This is a genomic window from Acidovorax sacchari (assembly GCF_042847045.1).
Taxonomy (GTDB): Bacteria; Pseudomonadota; Gammaproteobacteria; order Burkholderiales; family Burkholderiaceae_C; genus Paracidovorax; species Paracidovorax sacchari.
Genome location: NZ_AP035783.1, coordinates 2,445,376 through 2,466,214, shown reverse-complemented (window position 1 = coordinate 2,466,214; position 20,839 = coordinate 2,445,376). Strand labels below are relative to the sequence as shown.

Sequence of the window (20,839 nt, the reverse complement as noted above, 5' to 3'; positions counted from 1 at the left end):
ATCATGATGAATATCAGAAAATATTTGATCGATCGTCCTGGTTTTTGGGACGATTCACATTGCACACTGCATGCTCCATGACCCGTGTCCTGTATGACCTCGACGTTTTGCGTACCTTTGCCACGGGGGTGGCGCTCGGCAGTTTCGCCAGCGCGGCGGACCGCCTGGGTCGCTCGACTTCGGCAGTGAGCGCCCAGCTCAAGAAGCTGGAGGCCCAGTCCGGTACACCGTTGCTGCGCAAGTCCGGCCGCGGGCTGGTGCTGACCGATGCCGGCGAAACCCTGCTGGCTTACGCCCACCGGCTCCTGGCGCTGAACGACGAAGCGGTCGCCGCCGTCGGCGGCAGCCAGTTGCGCGGCCTGGTCCGCCTGGGGCTGCAGGAAGACCTGGGCGAGACGCTCCTGCCGGCGGTACTGGGCCGCTTCGCCCGGGCGCATCCGCATGTCCGGATCGAGGTCTGCGTCGCGCGCAGCGCCGAACTGCGCGAGCGGTTCGCGCTGGGCCAGCTCGACCTGGCGCTGCTGTGGGATGCGGGAATCGACCTGTCGTGCGTACGGGCCGAGCCCATCATGCGCCTGCCGCTGCACTGGATCGGTCCCGCCGCCCTCGACACGCTGGACGCGCCCTGGTGGCTGGGGCTCTCCGGACCGGGTGGAGTGGAGCGGCATCCGCTGCCGCTGGTGCTGCTCGATGCGCCCTGCCCGCTGCGCCAGATCGTGACGGCAGCCCTGGAGCGCGCCGGCATTCCCTGGCGGCATGCCTTCAACAGCGCGAGCCTGGCCGCACTCTGGGCCGCGACCTCTGCCGGCCTGGGCCTGTCGGTGCGCACGGCGTTCGGCCTGCCGGCACACGTGCGCCTGATCGATCCGCTCGCCAGCGGCCTGCCTGAACTCCCGCCGATGGACCTGGTGCTCGGCCGCGCCCGCAGCCCGCTGGACACCGCCTCCGAGCGCCTGGCCTCCCTCCTGCGGGAAGCCGTGCGGGAACACCTGGGGCTGTCCTTCGGCACGCCGCTCGGGCAGGACCCATGAAAAAAGGCCTCCGCACGCGGAGGCCTTTTCGCTGAAACGGGCGAGCCGTATCAGTTCAGGGGCGTCTTCTTGCCGTCCTTGTACGTGTACAGGGTGATGGCGGGGTTCTTCAGCTCGCCGTTCGGCTCGAAGGCGATCTGGGCCGTCACGCCCTTGTAGTTGGACTTGGCCAGCTCGGGGATGTACACCTTGGGATCCCAGGAGTTGGCACGCTTCATGGCATCGACCAGCAGCATGGTGGCGTCGTAGGTGTAGGGGCTGTACACCTGGAACTGGCCGGGGTACTTGGCGTCGTACTTGGCCTTCCAGGCCGTGCCGCCGGGCATCTTGGCCAGCGAGGCGCCGCCTTCGGCGCAGATCACGTTCGCCAGGGTCTTGGCGCCAGCGGCCAGCTTGGCCACTTCGGCCGTGCAGATGCCGTCGCCGCCGAAGTACTTCACGTTGGCCATGCCCAGCTGTTCCATCTGGCGCAGCATCGGGCCGGCCTGCGGATCCATGCCGCCGTAGAAGATGGCGTCGGGGTTCTTGGACTTGATGGCCGTCAGGATGGCCATGAAGTCGGTGGCCTTGTCGGTCGTGAACTGCTCGTCCACCACCTTGATGCCCTTGGTGGCGGCGGTCTTCTTGAACACATCGGCCACGCCCTGGCCGTAGGCCGTGCGGTCGTCGATGATGGCCACGGTCTTGAGCTTCAGCGTGTCGGAAGCGTAGGCGGCCAGGCCGGCGCCCAGGGCGTTGTCGTTCGCGATGATGCGGAACGTGGTCTTGTAGCCGGGCTTGGTCAGGTTGGGGTTGGTGGCGGCGCCGGTGACGTGCGGGATGCCGCAGTCGTTGTACACCTTCGATGCGGGGATCGTGGTGCCGGAATTCAGGTGGCCCACCACGCCGGCGACCTTGGCGTCGCACAGCTTCTGGGCAGCGGCCGTGCCCTGCTTCGGATCTGCGGCGTCGTCTTCAGCCTGCAATTCGAACTTGATCTTCTTGCCGCCGATCGTGACCCCCTGGGCATTCAGTTCCTCGACAGCCATGCGGGCGCCGTTTTCGTTGTCCTTGCCGTAGTGAGCCTGAGGGCCAGAAACCGGTCCCACGTGGCCGATCTTCACCACCTGTTCTTGTGCAGAGGCGACACCGGCAAACGCCGCGATAGCGGCAACCACGGTCAGTTTCAACTTCAATTGCATATGAATCTCCATAAAGGGTGATCGCTGAGAACCTTTGTTTTTTCCCCCAGCGCCGGAAACATATCGCAATTTATGGGCCAGGGCACCCGTAGATGCGAGGGAAAGTGACCGAAAACCACAGGGGGTTACCCTAGGGGCGCGCCCGCGGGCGCCAGGTATCAGCGTTGCGCAGGGCTGCCGGGCGACGCCAGTTCGTCCGCCACGGCTTCGTACACGGCGTGGCGCACGACGGATTCCACCTCTTCGCGCAGGCGCGGCACCATGGAGCGGGTCTGCTCCTGGACCACCGTGGCGATGGCTTCGCGCAGGCGCTGGTCCAGCACCACGTCCACGCGCTGGATGATGCGGTGGATGACCACTTCCTCGATGCCCGAGAAATCGGGGGCCGGCGCGGGCTGCGATGATGCGGACGCAGGCGAAGGCGCAGCAGGCACCGGCGCGGCGGGTGCCGGAGCGCTGGCCGGTGTGGCGGCCGGGAGATGGTTCAAGGCCGCGGCGGAGACCGGTTCGCCCGCCGGAGGCATCGCCGGCCACGGCGCCACGGCCGGCACGGGCCCTGCAGGCGGGGCCACCGGGACCGGTGCCGGTGCCTGCACGCCCGGCAGCGGGCCGCTCCCGGGCATGGCCCCGGTCACCTGCACCACATCGGTGAGCGTCGGCACGAATCTGGGGGGCTGCTTCGGCGGCACGGGCACGGCTCAACCTCCCTTCAGCACCAGGTCGTGGCGGACGATGCCGTAGCCCCGCTGCGCGTAGTGCCGCCAGCGCTCGCGCGCACCGGCCCGGTCCCCCTCGTCGTGCGCGCTCACCACCTCGACGAGCCGCGCGAAGCGCTCGAAACCTTCGGGCACGGAGGGCCCGAGGTTCAGCAGGACATCGGGGCGCGCGACGGTACGCGGGTCGGCAGCCAGCAGCACGGGCGAGGCCTCGCGCAACTCGGGCTCGTCTTCCTGGCGGCAGTGCGCCAGGAAGTCTTGCGGGCTCAGGGCCCACAGCGCACGGTCCATCGCGTCGAGCACGGGCGCGGGCCCGGTGATCACCAGGAGCGCGTCGTTGCGCAGGGCCTTGCGCGCGAAACGGCACGCATAGGCCAGCTTGTCGGGCGCGTTGAAGTGGAAGGCGATCTCGGTCATGCCGGGATCCAGGGGCACGGCAGCGGCATCCGCGTTCAGGCGGCGCGGGCCGCGCGGCGTGCCCGGCCCGCGCCGGAGGCCGGCGCCGCGGCCGCGCCGGAGCGCGCACGGGGCGCCGGGGCCTGCGCGGAATCGAGCAGGAACTGCACCAGCAGGCCCACCGGACGGCCGGTGGCGCCCTTGGCGCCACCGCTCTTCCACGCGGTGCCCGCGATGTCCAGGTGGGCCCAAGGCTTGCCGTCCACGAATTTCTGCAGGAACTTGGCGGCCGTGACAGCCCCGGCCGCGCGCCCCGCCACGTTGCCCATGTCGGCGAAGTTGCTCTTCAGGCCTTCGGCGTATTCGTCGTCCAGCGGCATGCGCCAGCACGGATCCAGCGCCGCCTCGCCCGCGGACTGCAGCCGGGCCGCCAGGGCCTCGTCGTTGGCGAACAGGCCGCTGCGCACCCCGCCGAGCGCCACCACGCAGGCGCCGGTCAGCGTGGCGATGTCCACCATGGCCGAGGGCTTGAAGCGGGCCGCGTAGGCGATGGCGTCGCACAGCACGAGCCGGCCTTCGGCGTCGGTGTTGAGCACCTCGATGGTCTGGCCGCTCAGGCTGGTGACCACGTCGCCCGGCTTGACGGCACGGCCGTCGGGCATGTTCTCGCAGGCCGGGATGAGGCCGACCACGTTGATGGCGGGCCGCAGTTCGGCCAGCGCGCGGAACACGCCCAGCACGCTGGCGGCGCCGCCCATGTCGAACTTCATCTCGTCCATTTCGCCGGCGGGCTTGATCGAGATGCCGCCGGTATCGAAGGTGATGCCCTTGCCGATGAGCGCCACGGGCGCCTCGGAGCGGCCCGCGCCCTGGTAGCGCAGCTCGATGAAGCGCAGGGGCTCCTCGGAGCCCCTGGCCACCGCCATGAAGGCGCCCATGCCGAGCTTCTGCACTTCCGCGGGACCCATCACCTTGACCTGGATGGGGCCGTGCTTGGCGAGCGCCTTGGCGGCGCCGGCCAGCAGGGTGGGCGTGGCGTGGTTGCCGGGGCGGTTGGCCCATTCGCGGGCGTATTCGATGCCCAGGGCCAGCGCCGTCCCGCGGGCGAATCCGGCCTTGGCCGCAGCGGCATCGGCCACGCCGACCACCACGCGCGAGAGAGCGCGCGGCTCGGACTGGGACTTGGTGGCCGTATAGACATAGCTGGCCTCCGCCACGGCCTGCACGGCCGTGCAGGCCGCCGCGCCGCCGTCGGACAGGGCCGCGAGGCACACGGCCGCGCGCTTGACCTGGGGCGCCTTCCAGTGCGCTGCCGCACCGGCCAGCGCCTGGCGCACCGCGCGCGCGCCGCCGTCGCCGGCCCCCAGCAGCAGCACGCGCCGCGCAGAGACGGCAGGCGCCTGGTAGAGCGCGAGGCTCTTGCCGGGCTTGGTTTCGAAGTCCCCCTGGCGGATCGCCAGCGCCACCAGGGCGGAGAGCGCATCGCCGCCGGGCTTGAAGCCCTCGGGTACCAGCACGGCGAGCAGGTCGCATTTCTCGGCGGCGGCGGAGGCCAGGGACAGGGTCTTCAGATCGAAGTTCATAATCGGCGTTTTCCTTCGAGCCAATGTTATTCGATTCATCCATTCGCAAGGAACTGGCCCGCAGCTTCGGAGCGACGCTGGTGGTGCTGGTCACCGTGGTCATGACCATGATGCTGATCCGCACGCTCGGCCAGGCGTCGCGCGGCAGCGTGAACCCCTCGGACGTGATGCTCGTGATGGGCTTCACCGTGCTCGGCCAGCTGCCCACCATCCTCACCCTCAGCCTGTTCGTGGCCGTGGTCGGCGCCCTGGCGCGCATGTACCGCGAAAGCGAGATGGTCATCTGGTTCGCGAGCGGACGCGGCATGCTGCACCTGCTGCCGCCGCTGCTGCGCTTCGCCTGGCCGGTGATCCTGGCGATCGCCACGCTGGCGCTGCTGATCTGGCCCTGGGCCAACCAGCAGATCCAGGAGCTCAAGGTGCAGTACGAACAGCGCAGCGACGTGGACCGCATCGCCCCGGGCGAGTTCCAGGAGTCGGCCAACGGCGCCCGCGTGTTCTTCATCGACCGCGAAACGCCTGACAACCAGCAGGCCACCAACGTGTTCATCGCCTCCAGCGAGCACGGCCGCGAGACCGTCACCTCGGCCCGCAGCGCGCGCCTGGAAACCCAGGGCACCCAGCGCATGGCCCTGCTGAGCGACGGGCAGCGCCTGGAAACCACGCTGGACAAGCCCGGGCTGAAGGTGAGCGAGTTCACCGAGTACGGCACGCGGATCGGCGGCGCCGCCAGCAGCTCCAGCGACGACGCCGCGGTCAAGACCCGCAGCACGGCGCAGCTGTTCGCCTCCAGCGATCCGGTGTTCCGCGCCGAACTCGGGTGGCGCTTCGGCCTGGCGCTCGCCGCGCTCAACTTCGTGGTGCTGGGGCTGGCCGTGGCCAGCGCCAATCCGCGCGCAGCGCGCAGCACCAGCCTGGTGTTCGCGCTCTTCGCCTTCGTGGTCTATTACAACCTCATGACCTTCGGACAGAACTGGGTGGGTGCGGGCCGCCTGAGCCTGGGCGCCTTCATGGTCGCGCTGCACGGAGGCACGCTGGCGCTGGCGATGCTGCTGCTCGTGGCGCGCCACAACCGCTGGTCGCCGCGGCTGCCATCCCTGCGCGCGCGGAGGTCCGCATGAAGACGATCCGCGGACTCATCTACCGCGAAGCCCTGGCTGCCGTGGGCTTCGTCACCCTGGGCTTCCTGGCGCTGTTCTTCTTCTTCGACATGGTGGACGAGCTGCGCTACGTCGGCCGCGTCGAGGGCTACCAGATGTCGCACGCGCTGCTCTACGTGGCGCTCGGCATCCCGAGCCACCTGTACGAGCTGCTGCCGATCACCGTGCTGATCGGCACGATCTTCGTGATGGCGCGCTTCGCGCAGAGCTCCGAATTCACCATCATGCGCACCAGCGGGCTGGGGCCGTGGCGCGCCCTGCGCACGCTGCTGGTGCTGGGCCTGGGCTTCGTGATGCTCACCTTCGCCGTGGGCGACTACCTCGCGCCCGCGACGGACCGGCTCGCGCAGCTCGTGCGGGCCCGCTACCTGGGCCAGATCACCACCGGCGCGACCGGGGCCTGGCTGAAGGAGCGCCAGGGCGACCGCTCCGTGGCGGTGAACGTGCGCGCGCTGCGGCACGACGGCGGCATGAGCAACGTGCGTATCTTCGAGTTCGACGGCGACGGGCGCCTGGCATCCACCCTGCAGGCGGCGTCGGGCGAGTTCGGCGCGGACGCCTGGGAACTGCGCGACGTCAGGCGCAGCGTCTTCCACCGCCGCGGCGAGGCCGAGGCGCACGTGGAGCGGCTGCAGGAGCCCAGCTTCCGCTGGCCCACGCACATCAGCGCCGACATGGTGGCGGCATCGCTGCTCAAGCCCGACCGCATGGCGACGATCGACCTGTTCCAGTACATCCGCCACCTGGAATCCAACGGCCAGGCGGCGCAGAAGTACGAGATCGAGTTCTGGCGCAAGGTCTTCTATCCCCTGAGCTGCCTGGTGATGGTGGTGTTGTCGCTGCCCTTCGCCTACCTGCACTTCCGCTCCGGTGGCATTGCCGGCTATGTGTTCGGCGGGGTGATGGCGGGGATCAGCTTCTTTTTGCTCAACAACGTGTTCGGCTATGCGGGCAACCTGCAGAACTGGTCGCCCTGGCTCACCGCGGCCGCGCCGGGCATCATCTATTCGCTGCTGTCGCTCGGGGCGTTCGGCTGGCTGGTGCTGAGGCGATGAACATGGTGCACGACACATCCGGGGCCGGGGGCCCCCGCGGCGTGGTGCTGTTCGCCCATGGCTCGCGCGATCCGCTCTGGCGCGCCCCGATCGAGGCCGTGGAAGCCCGCATGCGGCAGCAGTCGCCCGGGCTGGAGGTGCGCTGCGCCTACCTGGAACTCGCAGAGCCCGACCTGCCCGCCGCAGTGCGCGAACTGGCGGCGCGGGGCGTGCGCCGGCTCACGGTGGTGCCGATGTTCCTGGGCACCGGCAAGCATGCGCGGGAAGATCTTCCGCAACTGGTGCAGGCGCTGCGCGCCGAGCACCCGGACATGGCCATCACCGTGCAGGGCGCCATCGGCGAGGATGCGCGCATGACGGCGCTGATGGCGGAGATCGCCTCGGTCGAGCCCCCCGCGGGGCATTGACGCGGTGCGCGCGCCGCCATGGCCGGCGGCAGTGGATTATTTTTGCGTCCGGGTCCCGCCGATGGCTTAGACGATTGCCGCATAATCAAGGGAATCCTTAGCAGCAATCAGATATGAACCTGCACCAGTTCCGCTTCGTCCAGGAAGCCGCCCGCCGCAACCTCAACCTGACGGAGGCCGCCAAGGCGCTCCACACCTCGCAGCCCGGGGTGTCCAAGGCCATCATCGAACTGGAAGACGAGCTGGGCGTGGACATCTTCGCGCGCCACGGCAAGCGGCTCAAGCGCATCACCGAACCCGGGCAGCACGTGCTCAAGAGCATCGAGCTGATCATGCGCGAGGTGGGCAACCTCAAGCGCATCGGCGAGCAGTTCAGCGCGCAGGACAGCGGCACGCTGAGCATCGCCACCACCCACACGCAGGCGCGCTACGTGCTGCCGGTGCCTGTGGCGAAGCTGCGCGAGGCCTATCCCAAGGTGAACGTGAGCCTGCACCAGGCCACGCCGCACGAGGTGGCGCGCATGGTGATCGACGAAGTGGCGGAGATCGGCATGGCGACGGAATCGCTCGCCGACTACCCGGACCTCGTCACCCTGCCCTGCTACGAATGGCAGCACGTGCTGGTGATGCCCTCGGGCCATCCGCTGGCGCAGCAGGAGCGCATCAGCGTGGACGACATCGCCCACGAATCCCTCATCACCTACCACCCCTCGTTCACGGGGCGCGGCAAGATCGACCAGGCCTTCGCCGCGCGCAAGCTGCAGCCGCGCATCGTGCTGGAGGCCATCGACTCCGACGTGATCAAGACCTACGTGCGCCTGGGCCTGGGCGTGGGCATCGTGGCCGAGATGGCCATGCGCGACGATCCGCTGGGCGACCTGGTGGTACGGCCGGTCGGCCACCTGTTCGGACAGAGCGTGGCGCGCGTGGCCTTCAAGCGCGGCGCCTACCTGCGCAACTTCGTCTATAAATTCGCGGAGCTGCTCAGCGACCGGCTGAACCGCGAACTCGTGGCCCGCGCGATGACCGGGCACGTGAACGACTACGAGCTTTGATTTCCTGCCTCCCACGCACATGAACACCACCGCTGCCGCGCGCACGCCGGCCCTCCCCAGCAAGCTGCCCCAGGTGGGCACGACGATCTTTGCCGTGATGTCCGCCCTGGCGGCGGAGCACGGCGCCGTGAACCTGGGCCAGGGCTTCCCCGATTTCGACTGCGATCCGGCCTTGGTCGATGCGGTGGCCGGCGCCATGCGCGCGGGCCACAACCAGTACCCGCCGATGCCGGGCGTGCCGGCGCTGCGCCAGGCCGTGGCGCGCAAGATCGAAGCGCTGCACGGCCGGGCCTATTCTCCGGACACCGAGATCACCGTGACGGCGGGCGCGACACAGGGCATCCTGACGGCGATCCTGGCCGTGGTGCAGGCGGGAGACGAGGTGATCGTGCTCGATCCCTGTTACGACAGCTACGTGCCCAACGTGGAGCTGGCGGGCGGCACGGCGGTGCGCGTGCCGCTCACGCCCGGCACCTTCCGGCCGGATTTCGGCCGCATCGCCGCCGCGCTCACGCCGCGCACGCGCGCGATCATCGTCAACACCCCGCACAACCCCTCGGCCACCGTATGGACGGAAGAGGACATGCGCGCGCTCGAAGCGCTGCTCGCGCCCACCGACGTGGTCGTGGTCAGCGACGAGGTCTATGAGCACATGGTGTTCGACGGTGCGGAGCACCAGAGCGTTGCGCGCTTCCCCGGGCTGGCCGCGCGGTCGTTCATCGTGTCGAGCTTCGGCAAGACCTTCCACGTCACGGGCTGGAAGGTGGGCACGGTGGTCGCGCCCGCGCCGCTCATGACCGAATTCCGCAAGGTGCACCAGTTCAACGTGTTCACGGTGAACACGCCCGTGCAGCATGGCCTCGCCGCCTATCTCGCCGATCCGGCGCCCTACCGGCAGTTGCCGGCCTTCTACCAGGCCAAGCGCGACCTGTTCCGCCAGGGCCTGGAAGGCTCGCGCCTGAAGCTGCTGCCGAGCGCGGGCAGCTACTTCCAGTGCGTGGACATCTCGCAGGTGAGCGACCTGGGCGACGTGGAGTTCTGCCAGTGGCTCACGCGCGAGATCGGCGTGGCCGCCATCCCGCTGTCGCCGTTCTACGGCGACGGGTTCGACCACCGGGTGGTGCGCTTCTGCTTCGCCAAGCGCGACGAGACGCTGCGCGAGGCGGTGCAGCGGCTGCGCCGGCTCTGAGCGGGGTATCCGCAGGCTCTGCTAGACAACCAGATCGATTTCCTGGTCGGTGAAGCCGAAGCGCCCCAGCATCCGGCGGTGTTCCGGACTACCGAGGTAACGGTCCAGGACGGCATCCACCCGTTGGAGCAAATCGCCGTCATTCCGGGCGAAGGCGAAGGCGCCGAACGCCGGCGGCTTTTCCGCCGCGGGGACGACCACCGTCTGCACTCTGGCTGCAGGGTTCTGCAGGGCGAAGGCCGTATGGGCACGGGCAACGCTGGCATAAGCGTCGGCCCGGCCATTCGATACCGCCTCGGCGGCTTCCGCATAGCTGTCGTAGAGCTGGATCCTGGCGGCCGGTATGGCGAAGTCTTCGTGGGCCGTCCGGTGCTGGATCTGGTCACGCACCACGGCCAGGCGGCAGTCGGGATCCAGGGCGACGGACCGGTAGCCGTCCAGGGCCAGCGGATTGCCTCGGGCGACCAGCATGCCATCGGCCAGCGCCCAGATCGGCCGGCTGAAACTCACCAGGCGCTGCCTTTGCTCGGTGACGAATAGTCCGGTGGTCATCTGCCACCGCCCCGCCGCGAGACCCGGCAGAAGTTCGGCAAAGGTGGTTTCAACGGGTTGGAAGGGCAATAGTCCGGCAGCCCGCAGCACCGTCCGGGCCACTTCCACATCGCAGCCGGTCAAGCTGCCGTCGGCCGCAAGCTCATTGAAGGGCGGTTCGATGATGTAGGCGAAGAGGGTCATCCGTGGCTCCTGTTCTACCCGCCCGCCATGCGCACCAGGGCGCGGCACGGCAGGCTGGCCGGGTCCTCGAACGCCTGCACGGCATCGAAGTGGTCGGCCCCCGGCATCGGCTGCAGCTCGGCCGCGTTGCCGGCCGCGCGCCATGCGGCGTGGAAGCCCTGCGATTGCTGGGCGAAGGCCTCCTGCTCGGCCCCGCCCCAGCAGAGCGCGACCGGCGTGGCGCTGGGCCGCGCATGCAGCACGGGCGAATTGCGGCGCACCGTGCCCTCGTCCAGCTGGATCGCGGGCTGCAGGTAGCTGTAGCGCAGCGGCGCGATGTCGTAGAGGCCGCTCACGAGCACCGCCCCGGCGAAGGGGTCGGCCGGCAGGCCGTAGTCTTCCTCCCAGGGCGAGCACAGCAGCATCGCGCCCAGGTGCCCGCCCGCGGAATGCCCGCCGACGACGATGCGCGCCGGGTCGCCGCCATGCTCGCCGATGTGGCGCACCACCCAGGCCGCCGCGGCGCGCACCTGCCGCACGATCTCGTCGATCGTGACGGCCGGGCACAGGGCGTAGTCCACCACCACGGTGGTGAAGCCCAGCGCATGCGGGCCCTGTGCCACGCAGCTGAAATCGCGCGCGCTGCGGGCGCGCCAGTAGCCGCCGTGGATGAAGAAGAAGACCGGCGCGCCGGGGCGTCCGGCCGGAAAGATGTCCAGCGTTTCGGCCCGCGTGGGGCCGTAGGGCACGGCGGGCCGGTACGGCAGCGCCTGGCGCGTGGCCTCGCTGCGTTCGGCGAAATGCCGGTTCGAGGCCGCGGCATCGTGCGCGCGTTTCAGGGGGTCGTAGGCCTCGTCGATTTCCTGCTGGTTCGGGAAGCCGTGGGGAAACACCGTCGCCATCGAGGCCACCCGCGCTTCAGTCCGGCACCACGGCCGTGACCTCGATCTCGACCTTGGCACGGTCCTCGATCAGCGCCGAAACCTCTACCGCCGTCATCGCCGCGTTGAAGCTGCCGATGATCTCGCGGAAGTCCTGGCCGATCTGCCGCAGCGAGGCCACATAGTCTTTCTTGTCCGTCACGTACCAGGTCATGCGCACGATGTGCTCGGGGCGCGCGCCGCCTTCCTTGAGCACCTCGACGATGTTCTGCAGCGCCTGCCGCACCTGGCCGCACAGCGTGTCGGTATGGAAGACGCCCTGGGCGTCCCAGCCGATCATGCCGGCCACGAAGACCATGCGGCCGCGCGCCGCGACGCCGTTGGCGTAACCCTTGGGCCGGGGCCATCCGGGGGGAAGAAGGACTTGCATGCGAATCTCCTGTCCGTTCGGTTCTCGAAAATCGTTATCGTTCTTGCGCGGCGCTCACACGCCCACGTAGCGCTGCCACAGCGCCGGGTCGGCCGCGAGCGCGCCCGAATCGCCCTGCCAGGCCACCCGGCCGCGCTCGATGATGGTGTGGCGGTCGGCGAGCCGCACGAGGCGGCGCACGTATTTGTCGATGACCAGGATGGTCTGGCCCTGCGCGCGCAGGGCGTCCAGGCAGCGCCAGATCTCTTCGCGGATCAGCGGTGCCAGCCCTTCCGTCGCCTCGTCCAGCACGAGCAGGTGCGGGTTGGTCATGAGCGCACGGCCGATGGCCAGCATCTGCTGCTCGCCGCCCGAGAGCTGCCCGCCCATGTGCGAGGCCCGCTCGGCCAGCCGCGGGAACAGCGCATGCACGCGGTCGAGCGTCCACGGGTCGGCGGCGGCGTTGCGGCGCGCGGCGAAGGCCACGAGGTTCTCGCGCACCGAGAGGTTGGGGAAGATCTGCCGTCCCTCGGGCACCACCGCCAGGCCCATGCGGGCAATGCGGTCAGGCGCCAGCCGCTCGATGCGCTCGCCACGGAAGCGCACCGATCCGGCCCTGGCGCGCGTGAGCCCGAGCAGCGCGCGCACCGTGGTCGTCTTGCCCATGCCGTTGCGGCCCAGCAGCGTGGCGACCTCGCCGGCACGGATGTCGAACGCGATGCCGAACAGCACCTGGCTGCTGCCGTAGGCGGCCTCCAGCCCCTCGACTTCGAGCAATGCGCTCATGGCGTGGCCTCCTCGAGTTCGTCGCCCAGGTAGGCGCGTCGCACGTCGGGGTGCTGGCGGATTGCCTGCGGGGTGCCGGTGGCGATCACGCGGCCCGAGACGAGCGCGGAGATGCGGTCGGCCAGGCGGAAGACGGCATCCATGTCGTGCTCGACCAGCAGCAGCGTCACCTCGCCGCGCAGCCCCTGCAGCAGGCCGACCATGCGCTCGGATTCTTCCGGTCCCATGCCGGCCATGGGTTCGTCGAGCAGCAGCAGCCGGGGCCGCAGCGCCAGCGCCAGCCCCACTTCGAGCTGCCGCTGCTGGCCGTGGGACAGCGCACCGGCCAGTTGCGACGATTGATCGCCCAGGCCGACGCGCTCCGCCACGGCCTGCGCCTCGGCATAGCGCTCGCGCTCGGCGCGCGCCGGACGCCAGAAACCGCGGCTGCCGCCGGTGCGCGCCTGCACGGCGAGTGCGAGGTTGTCCAGCACCGGCAGGCGGGGAAAGACGCTCGTGATCTGGTAGGAGCGCACCAGCCCGCGCCGCACCCGCGCATGGATCGGCAGTCCGGTGACATCCTCCCCGTCGAAATGGATGTGCCCGCTGGTGGGCGCCAGCGTGCCGGAGAGCTGGTGGATCAGCGTCGTCTTGCCGGCGCCGTTGGGGCCGATGAGCGCATGCACCTCGCCTTCGAGCACCGACAGTTCCGCATGGTCGGTGGCGAGCAGGCCGCCGAAGCGGCGCACCAGCTGCTCGGTCCGCAGGAGGACGCGCGCGCTCATGGCCGCCCCGCTTTCGCACCGCGGGACCGCGCGAGGCTCAGCAGCCCGTTGGGTGCCACCAGCACCACGACCAGCAGCACCGCACCCAGTCCGAACTGCCAGTGCATGGTGTGTGCCGCGAGCACTTCCTCGATCAGCAGGAACGCCACCGCACCCACGAAGCCGCCGTAGAGCCGCCCCACCCCGCCCAGGATCACCATCACCATGAGCATGCCCGACTGGCTCCACTGCAGCGCCGCGGGGCTCACGAAGCCGGCCTGGTTGGCCAGCAGCGCGCCAGCGAGCCCGGCGATGGCGCCCGCCAGCGTGAAGGCCGCGAGCTTGGTGCGATAGACGGCAAAGCCCAGCGCGGCCATGCGCGTCTCGTTCTCGCGGATGCCCTGCAGCGCATGGCCGAAGCGGGCGTTGAGCAGCCGCGCCAGGCCCACGAAGACCAGCACGCAGATCGCCAGCACGCAGTAGTAGAAGCGCGCGTCATCCGCCAGGTCGAGCCAGGGGCCGAGCTGCGAGCGCGACGCGAGCGACAGGCCGTCCTCGCCGCCGTAGGCCTTGAGCGACACCATCAGGTAGAACAGCATCTGCGCGAACGCGAGCGTGATCATGATGAAGTACACGCCCTGCGTGCGCAGGCTGACCAGGCCGATCACGAACGCGAACAGCGCGCCCGCGGCGATGGCGGCCGGCCAGGCGATCCAGGCGGAGGCGATGCCCTCCTGCATCAGGATGCCCACCGCGTAGGCGCCCACGCCCACGAAGGCCGCATGGCCGAAGCTGACCATGCCGCCGAAGCCGAGGATCAGGTTCAGGCTGGTGGCGGCCAGCGCGAAGACCAGGATGCGGCTCGCCACGCCGATGTAGAAGCCCTCGTCCAGCGCCTGCGCGATGGTGGGCAGCAGCGCCAGCAGCACCAGCAGCGGGATGCTCCAGCGCGGGTGCAGGCCGTGGTCCAGCAGGCTGGGGGGATGGGATGGGGTCGGCGGCATGGTGCTTTCAGCCATGGGAGGGGAACAGGCCGCGCGGCTTCCAGAACAGCACCGCCGCCATCAGCACGTAGATCAGGATCGAGGCGACGGCCGGACCCGCGCCGGCCGCGGCCGCGGGCCCCAGCAGGCGCTCGGCGAGCAGCGGCACGAGGGTGCGGCCGGCGGTGTCCACCAGCCCGACCAGCAGCGCGCCCACCAGCGCGCCGCGGATGGAGCCGATGCCGCCGATCACGATCACCACGAAGGCGAGGATCAGGATGCTCTCGCCCATGCCCACCTGCACCGCCAGCAGCGGCCCGAGCATGCCGCCCGCGATCGCGCAGAGCGCGGCGCCCAGCGCGAAGATGCCCGTGAACAGCCGGCGCACATTGGTGCCCATGGCCATCGCCATCTCGCGGTTGGAGGCACCGGCGCGCACCTGCATGCCGACGCGCGTGCGCGTGACCAGCAGGTAGAGCGCCAGCGCCACCGCCAGCCCCACGCCGATGATGAAGAGCCGGTAGGCGGGGTAGGAAAAGCCCGGCAGCAGCTCCACCGGGCCGGCCAGCGCGGGCGGCGGATTCAGCGGTACCGGCTGCGAACCCCACGCCATGCGCACGGCCTCGTTGGCCATCAGCAGGATCGCGAAAGTGCCCAGCACCTGCGAGAGGTGGTCGCGCCGGTAGAGGCGCCGCAGCACGGACACCTCCAGCAGCACGCCGATCGCCGCCGTGGCCAGCGTGCCGCCCGCGAGGCCGATCCAGAACGAGCCGGACGCCGTGGCGATGGCCGCGATCAGGTACGCACCCACCATGTAGAGCGAGCCGTGCGCCAGGTTGATCATGTCCATGATGCCGAACACCAGCGTGAGGCCGGCGGCCAGCAGGAACAGCATCAGCCCGAACTGCAGGCCGTTGAGCGATTGCTCGAGAAGCAGGAGCCCCGTCATGCGCGCGACCGGCCCGCGGCCTCAGGAGGGCATGCGGCATTCGCCGGCGTAGGCATCGGCATGCGCCTCGAACACGCGGCCGACGGTCTTGTTGGTGATGCGGCCCTGCCCGTCCTTCACCACCTCGCGCAGGTAGTAGTCCTGCACCGGGTAGTGGTTGGTGTTGAAGCGGAACGGCCCGCGCACCGACTCGAACGGCGCGGCCTCCAGCGCCTTGCGCAGCGCGGCCTTGTCCTCCAGCTTGCCGCCCACGCGGCGCACCGCGCCGTCGATGAGCCGGGCGGCGTCGTAGCCCTGCGCGGCATACAGCGTCGGCATGCGGCCGTACTCCTTCTGGAAATCGGCCACGAAGCGCTTGTTGGCCGCGTTGTCCATGTCGTGCGCCCACTGCGAGCTGTTGAAGATGCCCACCATGGCATCGCCCACCGCGCGGATCACGTCCTCGTCGGCCGAGAAGCCCGGGGCGAAGAGCTTCATCTCCCTGCCCAGGCCCGCGCCGGTGAACTGCTTGACGAAGTTCACGCCCAGCCCGCCCGGCAGGAACACGAACACCGCGTCGGCGCCGGAGGCGCGGATCTTGGACAGCTCCGCGCCGTAGTCGAGCTGGCTCAGCGGCGTGTAGGCCTCCATGACCACCTCGCCCTTGTAGAAACGCTTGAAGCCGGCCAGCGCGTCCTTGCCCGCCGGGTAGTTGGGCGCGAGCAGGGCCACCTTCTTGAATCCGCGGTCCTGCACGGTCTTGCCCACGGCCTCGTGCATGTTGTCGTTCTGGTAGGAGGCGCTGAAGAAGTACGGGTTGCATTGCGCGCCCGCATACTGCGACGGACCGGCGTTGGCACTGATGTAGAAGGTGCGCGACTGGAACACCGGCTGCCCGACGGCCAGCATCACGTTGGAAAACACGATTCCGGTCATGAAATCGACGCGCTCGCGCTTGACCAGCCGGTCGGCCGTCTGCTTGGCCGCATCGGGGCTCTGCTGGTCGTCCGCCACGGTCACTTCGGCCGGCAGGTCGCCGAGCTTGCCCGCGCCCTGCTTCACCGCGAGCTGGAAGCCATCGCGGATGTCGATCCCGAGGCCCGACCCGGGGCCCGACAGCGTGGTCAACAGGCCGACCTTGACCTTGTCCGCAGCCTGGGCGCCACCAGCCAGCAGGGCGAGGGCCGCGCAGAGGGCAGCGGACGTGGAGGAACGGTGCGCGCGGGACGGGAGGAATGGCATCGAGGGCTCCTTGGCAGTGGGCGGCAGGCGGTGGATGGAAGGGAGGAAAGCGCGCGGCCCGGTGGCCCGCGCGCCGGCATCATGCCGGGGCATGTAGCTTAAAGCGCTGCAGCTTCCCCGTTTGCGTGCGCGGAAGCCGATCGGTGAATTCCACGGCGCGGGGGTATTTGTACGGAGCGACCGTGCGCTTGACGAAATCCTGCAATGCCTGCACGGTGCCGTCGTCCGCCGCGGTGCCGGGACGCAGCACCACGAAGGCCTTGACGATCTGCCCGCGCTGCGCGTCCGGCACGCCGATCACGGCGCATTCCGCCACCGCGGGGTGGGCCAGCAGCGCCTCCTCCACCTCGGGCGCGGCGATGTTGTAGCCGGCCGAAACGATCATGTCGTCGGTGCGCGCCTGGTAGAAGAAGTAGCCGTCTGCATCCATCAGGTAGGCGTCGCCGGTCAGGTTCCAGCCGTCCTGCACGTAGGCCTGCTGCCGCGCGTCCGCAAGGTAGCGGCAGCCCGTTGGCCCCCGCACCGCCAGCCGGCCCACGGTGCCCGGCGGTACCTCCCGGCCCGCCTCGTCCACCACGCGGGCCCGGTAGCCCGGCACGGGCTTGCCCGTGGCGCCGGGCCGCGCCCCCGCTTCGTCGTGGGAGATGAAGATGTGCAGCATCTCCGTGGCGCCGATGCCGTCGATCAGCTCGATGCCGGTCGCCTCCTTCCAGAGCGCGCGCGTCGAGGCGGGCAGCGCCTCGCCGGCGGACACGCACTTGCGCAGCGGCGTGCCGCGCAGCAGCGCACCGTCGGCCGCCAGCGCGCGGTAGGAAGTGGGCGCCGTGAAGAGCACCGTCGCGCCGAACTGCTGGATGGCCTCCAGCAGCTGCGGCGGCCCGGCCTTTTCCAGCAGCACCGTGGAGGCGCCGATGTGCAGCGGAAAGAGCAGCAGCCCGCCCAGCCCGAAGGTGAAGGCCAGCGGCGGGCTGCCGATGAAGACGTCGTCCGCGCGTGGACGCAGCACATGCGGCGGCCAGCAGTGGCAGATGGCCATCACATCGCGGTGGTAGTGCATCGTCGCCTTGGGCACCCCCGTGGTGCCGGAGGTGAAGCCCAGCAGGCAGCAGTCGTCGGAGGCGGTATCCACGTTGGTGAACCGGGCAGAGGCCTCGGCCATGAGCGCCTCCAGGCCCTCCGGCCCGGCATCGTGGAAATGCCGCACCGCACGCAGGGACGAACCGGGCTCCTGCGCGGCCAGCGCCAGTTCCTCGGCCAATGATGCGTCGCACAGCGCATGCGTGACCTGGGCGATGTCGATGATGGCCTTCAACTCCTTGGCGCGCAGCAGCGGCATGGTGGCCACGGCGATGCCGCCGGCCTTCATCACCGCGAACCAGCAGGCCGCGAGCATGGGATTGTTGGGCGCGCGCAGCAGCACGCGGTTGCCCGGCTGCAGGCCCATGCGGTGCACCAGCACGTTGGCGATGCGGTGGGCTTTGTCCTGCAGGTCGGCATAGGTCCAGGCGACACCGCCCGGCGCCCGGATGCACAACCGCCCGCCCCGTCCTTCGCGCACATGCACGTCCAGCAGCGGATCGGCGCAGTTCAGGCGCTCGGGGAATTGCAGTTCCGGCAGGTCGAACAGGTACTCGGGCTGCTGCTCGGCCGGCGGAAGGCGGTCGCGCGCGAAAGTATCGGCGTGGGCGCTGGCATGCATGGCGTCTTCCTTGTCCTTTCCAGGGTCCGGATCGATGGGGCGTCGTGCGAAAAGGCCGTCGTACAGCTGGCCGGCGTCAGCCGGCGGCGGCCCCGGCAGCCGCCGCGGACTTGAGCAGGTCGCGGCCGATGATGAGCTGCTGCACCTCGGTCGCCCCTTCGTAGATGCGCAGCGCGCGGATCTCGCGGTAGAGCCGCTCCACCGGCTGCCCGCTCACCACGCCCAGCCCGCCGAAGAGCTGCACCGCCGCGTCGATCACCTGCTGCGCGTTCTCGGTGGCCGTCATCTTCGCCATGGCGGCCTCGCGCGTGACGACCGCGCCGCGGTCGCGCAGCCAGGCGGCGCGGTAGGTGAGCAGCGCCGCACTGTCGATGGCCGTGGCCATCTGCGCGAGCTTCGCCTGGGTGAGCTGGAAATCGGCCAGCACGCCGCCGAACATGCGGCGCGTGGTGGCGCGCGACAGCGCCTCGTCCATCGCCCGGCGCGCGAAGCCCAGCGCCGCCGCGGCCACCGAGGTGCGGAACACGTCCAGCGTGCGCATGGCCACCTTGAAGCCCTCGCCGGGCGCGCCCAGGCGCTGCGCGGCGGGCACACGGCAGCCGTCGAAGCGCAGCCGGGCCAGCGGGTGCGGTGCGATCACCTCGATGCGCTCGGCAATCGAGAAGCCCGGCGCATCGGCATCGACGATGAAGGCGCTGATGCCGCGTGCGCCGGGCGCCTCGCCGGTGCGCGCGAACACCACGTAGAAGTCGGCGATGCCGCCATTGGAGATCCAGGTCTTCTCGCCGTCGAGCACGTACCCGTCGTCCTCCGCGCGGGCCGTGCAGCCCATGGCCGCGACGTCGGAGCCGGCCTCGGGCTCCGAGAGCGCGAAGGCGGCGATGGCCTCGCCGCGCGCCACGCGCTCCAGGTAGCGCGCGCGCTGCTCCGGCGTGCCGTGCAGGCTGATCGCCCCGCTGCCCAGGCCCTGCATGGCGAACGCGAAATCCGCCAGGCCCGAATGACGCGCCAGCGTCTCGCGGATCAGGCAGAGCGTGCGGGTGTCGATGGCGGCGCCCGATTCGCCCACGGCATGGTGCAGCCAGCCGCCCTCGCCGAGCGCGCGCACCAGGGCGCGGCATTCGGCGTCCACGTCGGGGCCATGGTCGGCATGCAGATGGGCCTGCGCCCAGGCATCCAGGTCGCGGGCCAGTTGCGCATGCCGCGGCTCGAAGAACGGCCAGTCGAGATAAGTCACGTCCGCCATGTCAGTTTCCTTCGAAGCGGGGCTTCTGTTTGGCGACGAACGCATGGTAGGCCCGAGAGAAATCCTCCGTCAGCATGCAGATCGCCTGTGCCTGCGCCTCGGCCTCGATGGCCTGCTCGATGGTCATGGCCCACTCCTGGTGCAGCATGGTCTTGGTGATGCCGTTGGCGAAGGCCGGACCCTCGGCCAGTTGTGCGGCGAGCGCCTGCGCCTCAAGCAGCAGGGCATCGGCCTCGCACAGGCGGTTGAAGAAGCCCCAGCGCTCGCCCTCCTCCCCGCCCAGGCTGCGGCCGGTGTAGAGCAATTCGCTCGCGCGGCCCTGGCCGACGATGCGCGGCAGCATCGCGCAGGCGCCCATGTCGCAGCCCGCCAGCCCCACGCGGTTGAAGAGGAAGGCCGTCTTGCTGCGCGCCGTGCCCAGGCGCAGGTCGGAAGCCATCGCCATGATCGCGCCCGCGCCGGAGCACACGCCGTCCACCGCGGCCACGATCGGCTGCGGGCAGGTGCGCATGGCCTTGACCAGCTCGCCCGTCATGCGGGTGAACATCAGCAGCTCGGGTGCCTTCAAGGCGACCAGCGGGCCGATGATCTCGTGCACGTCGCCGCCCGAGCAGAAATTGCCGCCCGCGCCGACCAGCACCACCGCACGCACGTCGTCGGCCAGCCGCAGGCCGTGGAACAGGTCACGCAGCTCGGCATAGCTGTCGAAGGTGAGCGGGTTCTTGCGCTCGGGCCGGTTCAGCGTGATCGTGGCCACGCCGGCATGCACCTCCCACAGGAAGTGTTCGGCCTGGTAGCCGGCGAGCGGCCGGCGGTTGCCGGCGACGAGCCGGGGATCGATGCGGGGTTCGGTCATGGAAGGGATTTCCTGCTGCGTTTCGATGGGGTGTCCGGAAGGCTGGCCGCCTCGCCCGGGGCCTGCCGCTGCACGAGGTGCACGCGCAGCAGGCCGAGGTGTTCGTAGAGCGCGTCCTTGCTCGCCGCGGGCAGGCCGTCGAACAGGCCGGAGAGCCAGCGCTCGTGCTCCGCCGCCATGGCCGCGAAATCGGTCCGGCCCTTGTCCGTCAGGCGCACGCGCCAGGAGCGGCGGTCCTCCGGGTCTTCGGTGCGTTCGACCAGCCCTTCCTTCACGAGCTGGTCCGTCAGGCCCGTGACGTTGCCGCCCGTGACCATGAGGTAGCGCGAGAGCACGTTCATGCGCAGCCCGCCGGGATGCCGGTCCAGCTGGGCGAGGTAGTCGAAGCGCGGCAACGTCGTGTCGAAGCGGGTGCGCAGCCACTGCCGCACCTGCTGCTCGATCTGCGTGCTGCAGGCCAGCAGCCGCAGCCAGATCTTGATGTCCAGATGGTCGCCAGCCTGGGCGCGCGCCTCCAGGCCGATGTGCTCGTCGCCCAGCGCCTGCACGAGGCGGAAACTCTGCTTGCGGGTGGCCATG

General features: G+C 70.0%; 22 protein-coding genes. 6 read left to right on the top strand and 16 right to left on the bottom strand.

The annotated features are described in order from the left end of the window. Positions 1-77: 77 nt before the first annotated feature. Positions 78-1,031 (top strand): LysR substrate-binding domain-containing protein, encoded by a 954-nt coding sequence (locus ACGHC0_RS11195; protein ID WP_415268239.1) that lies wholly within the window; start codon positions 78-80, stop codon positions 1,029-1,031. A 50-nt stretch (positions 1,032-1,081) separates the two neighbouring features. Here the strand turns inward: ACGHC0_RS11195 and ACGHC0_RS11190 are convergent, their stop codons facing one another. The 4 genes from ACGHC0_RS11190 to ACGHC0_RS11175 all read right to left on the bottom strand — a co-directional run bounded on the left by ACGHC0_RS11190 (position 1,082) and on the right by ACGHC0_RS11175 (position 4,907). Continuing rightward, complete coding sequence (locus ACGHC0_RS11190) at positions 1,082-2,212, bottom strand: branched-chain amino acid ABC transporter substrate-binding protein (protein WP_415268238.1); 1,131 nt, start codon at positions 2,210-2,212, stop codon at positions 1,082-1,084. A gap of 158 nt (positions 2,213-2,370) precedes the next feature. After that, a complete protein-coding gene (locus ACGHC0_RS11185; protein ID WP_415268237.1) occupies positions 2,371-2,907 on the bottom strand; it encodes a hypothetical protein in 537 nt (178 codons plus the stop codon). Between the two features lie 3 nt (positions 2,908-2,910). Beyond that, on the bottom strand, positions 2,911-3,345 hold the full coding sequence (locus ACGHC0_RS11180; RefSeq protein ID WP_415268236.1) for a DNA polymerase III subunit chi: 435 nt from the start codon (positions 3,343-3,345) through the stop codon (positions 2,911-2,913). A gap of 35 nt (positions 3,346-3,380) precedes the next feature. Then, positions 3,381-4,907, bottom strand: coding sequence for a leucyl aminopeptidase (locus ACGHC0_RS11175; protein ID WP_415268235.1), 1,527 nt, complete (start codon positions 4,905-4,907; stop codon positions 3,381-3,383). A gap of 23 nt (positions 4,908-4,930) precedes the next feature. Here ACGHC0_RS11175 and lptF point away from each other — a divergent pair, with 23 nt between their 5' ends. The 5 genes from lptF (at position 4,931) to ACGHC0_RS11150 (ending at position 9,773) form a co-directional block, all read left to right on the top strand. Further along, complete coding sequence (gene lptF, locus ACGHC0_RS11170) at positions 4,931-6,028, top strand: LPS export ABC transporter permease LptF (protein ID WP_415268234.1); 1,098 nt, start codon at positions 4,931-4,933, stop codon at positions 6,026-6,028. Then, positions 6,025-7,122: an LPS export ABC transporter permease LptG gene (gene lptG / locus ACGHC0_RS11165; protein WP_368355277.1), complete on the top strand. Its 1,098-nt coding sequence runs from the start codon at positions 6,025-6,027 to the stop codon at positions 7,120-7,122. The genes lptF and lptG overlap by 4 nt, the downstream gene beginning before the upstream one ends. 2 nt (positions 7,123-7,124) lie before the next feature. Beyond that, on the top strand, positions 7,125-7,529 hold the full coding sequence (locus ACGHC0_RS11160) for a sirohydrochlorin chelatase (protein ID WP_368355276.1): 405 nt from the start codon (positions 7,125-7,127) through the stop codon (positions 7,527-7,529). Positions 7,530-7,642: 113 nt separating this feature from the next. After that, positions 7,643-8,584, top strand: a complete 942-nt coding sequence (locus tag ACGHC0_RS11155) for a CysB family HTH-type transcriptional regulator (protein ID WP_208910690.1) — start codon at positions 7,643-7,645, stop codon at positions 8,582-8,584. 19 nt (positions 8,585-8,603) lie between these two features. Next, on the top strand, positions 8,604-9,773 hold the full coding sequence (locus tag ACGHC0_RS11150) for a pyridoxal phosphate-dependent aminotransferase (protein ID WP_415268233.1): 1,170 nt from the start codon (positions 8,604-8,606) through the stop codon (positions 9,771-9,773). A gap of 21 nt (positions 9,774-9,794) precedes the next feature. Here ACGHC0_RS11150 and ACGHC0_RS11145 read toward each other — a convergent pair whose 3' ends face one another. The 12 genes from ACGHC0_RS11145 to ACGHC0_RS11090 all read right to left on the bottom strand — a co-directional run bounded on the left by ACGHC0_RS11145 (position 9,795) and on the right by ACGHC0_RS11090 (position 20,838). Beyond that, complete coding sequence (locus ACGHC0_RS11145; protein WP_415268232.1) at positions 9,795-10,508, bottom strand: transporter substrate-binding domain-containing protein; 714 nt, start codon at positions 10,506-10,508, stop codon at positions 9,795-9,797. Positions 10,509-10,522: 14 nt separating this feature from the next. Then, a complete protein-coding gene (locus tag ACGHC0_RS11140; protein WP_415268231.1) occupies positions 10,523-11,389 on the bottom strand; it encodes an alpha/beta hydrolase in 867 nt (288 codons plus the stop codon). A 16-nt stretch (positions 11,390-11,405) separates the two neighbouring features. Continuing rightward, on the bottom strand, positions 11,406-11,798 hold the full coding sequence (locus tag ACGHC0_RS11135) for a RidA family protein (protein ID WP_208910687.1): 393 nt from the start codon (positions 11,796-11,798) through the stop codon (positions 11,406-11,408). Positions 11,799-11,852: 54 nt separating this feature from the next. Next, complete coding sequence (locus tag ACGHC0_RS11130) at positions 11,853-12,563, bottom strand: ABC transporter ATP-binding protein (RefSeq protein ID WP_368355272.1); 711 nt, start codon at positions 12,561-12,563, stop codon at positions 11,853-11,855. Then, a complete protein-coding gene (locus ACGHC0_RS11125) occupies positions 12,560-13,327 on the bottom strand; it encodes an ABC transporter ATP-binding protein (protein ID WP_368355271.1) in 768 nt (255 codons plus the stop codon). The genes ACGHC0_RS11130 and ACGHC0_RS11125 overlap by 4 nt, the downstream gene beginning before the upstream one ends. Then, entirely contained in the window at positions 13,324-14,310 is a 987-nt protein-coding gene (locus ACGHC0_RS11120; RefSeq protein WP_368355270.1) for a branched-chain amino acid ABC transporter permease, read from the bottom strand. Before ACGHC0_RS11120 ends, ACGHC0_RS11125 begins: the two co-directional genes overlap by 4 nt. Before the next feature lie 7 nt (positions 14,311-14,317). Next, positions 14,318-15,238, bottom strand: a complete 921-nt coding sequence (locus ACGHC0_RS11115; protein WP_415268230.1) for a branched-chain amino acid ABC transporter permease — start codon at positions 15,236-15,238, stop codon at positions 14,318-14,320. Between the two features lie 21 nt (positions 15,239-15,259). Beyond that, complete coding sequence (locus ACGHC0_RS11110; RefSeq protein WP_415268229.1) at positions 15,260-16,459, bottom strand: ABC transporter substrate-binding protein; 1,200 nt, start codon at positions 16,457-16,459, stop codon at positions 15,260-15,262. 79 nt (positions 16,460-16,538) lie between these two features. Next, positions 16,539-18,158, bottom strand: a complete 1,620-nt coding sequence (locus ACGHC0_RS11105) for an AMP-binding protein (protein ID WP_415268228.1) — start codon at positions 18,156-18,158, stop codon at positions 16,539-16,541. 76 nt (positions 18,159-18,234) lie between these two features. Then, on the bottom strand, positions 18,235-19,404 hold the full coding sequence (locus ACGHC0_RS11100) for an acyl-CoA dehydrogenase family protein (protein WP_415268227.1): 1,170 nt from the start codon (positions 19,402-19,404) through the stop codon (positions 18,235-18,237). A 1-nt stretch (position 19,405) separates the two neighbouring features. Continuing rightward, positions 19,406-20,260 (bottom strand): enoyl-CoA hydratase family protein, encoded by an 855-nt coding sequence (locus tag ACGHC0_RS11095; protein WP_415268226.1) that lies wholly within the window; start codon positions 20,258-20,260, stop codon positions 19,406-19,408. Continuing rightward, positions 20,257-20,838, bottom strand: a complete 582-nt coding sequence (locus ACGHC0_RS11090; RefSeq protein WP_415268225.1) for a MarR family winged helix-turn-helix transcriptional regulator — start codon at positions 20,836-20,838, stop codon at positions 20,257-20,259. Before ACGHC0_RS11090 ends, ACGHC0_RS11095 begins: the two co-directional genes overlap by 4 nt. Position 20,839: the final 1 nt, after the last annotated feature.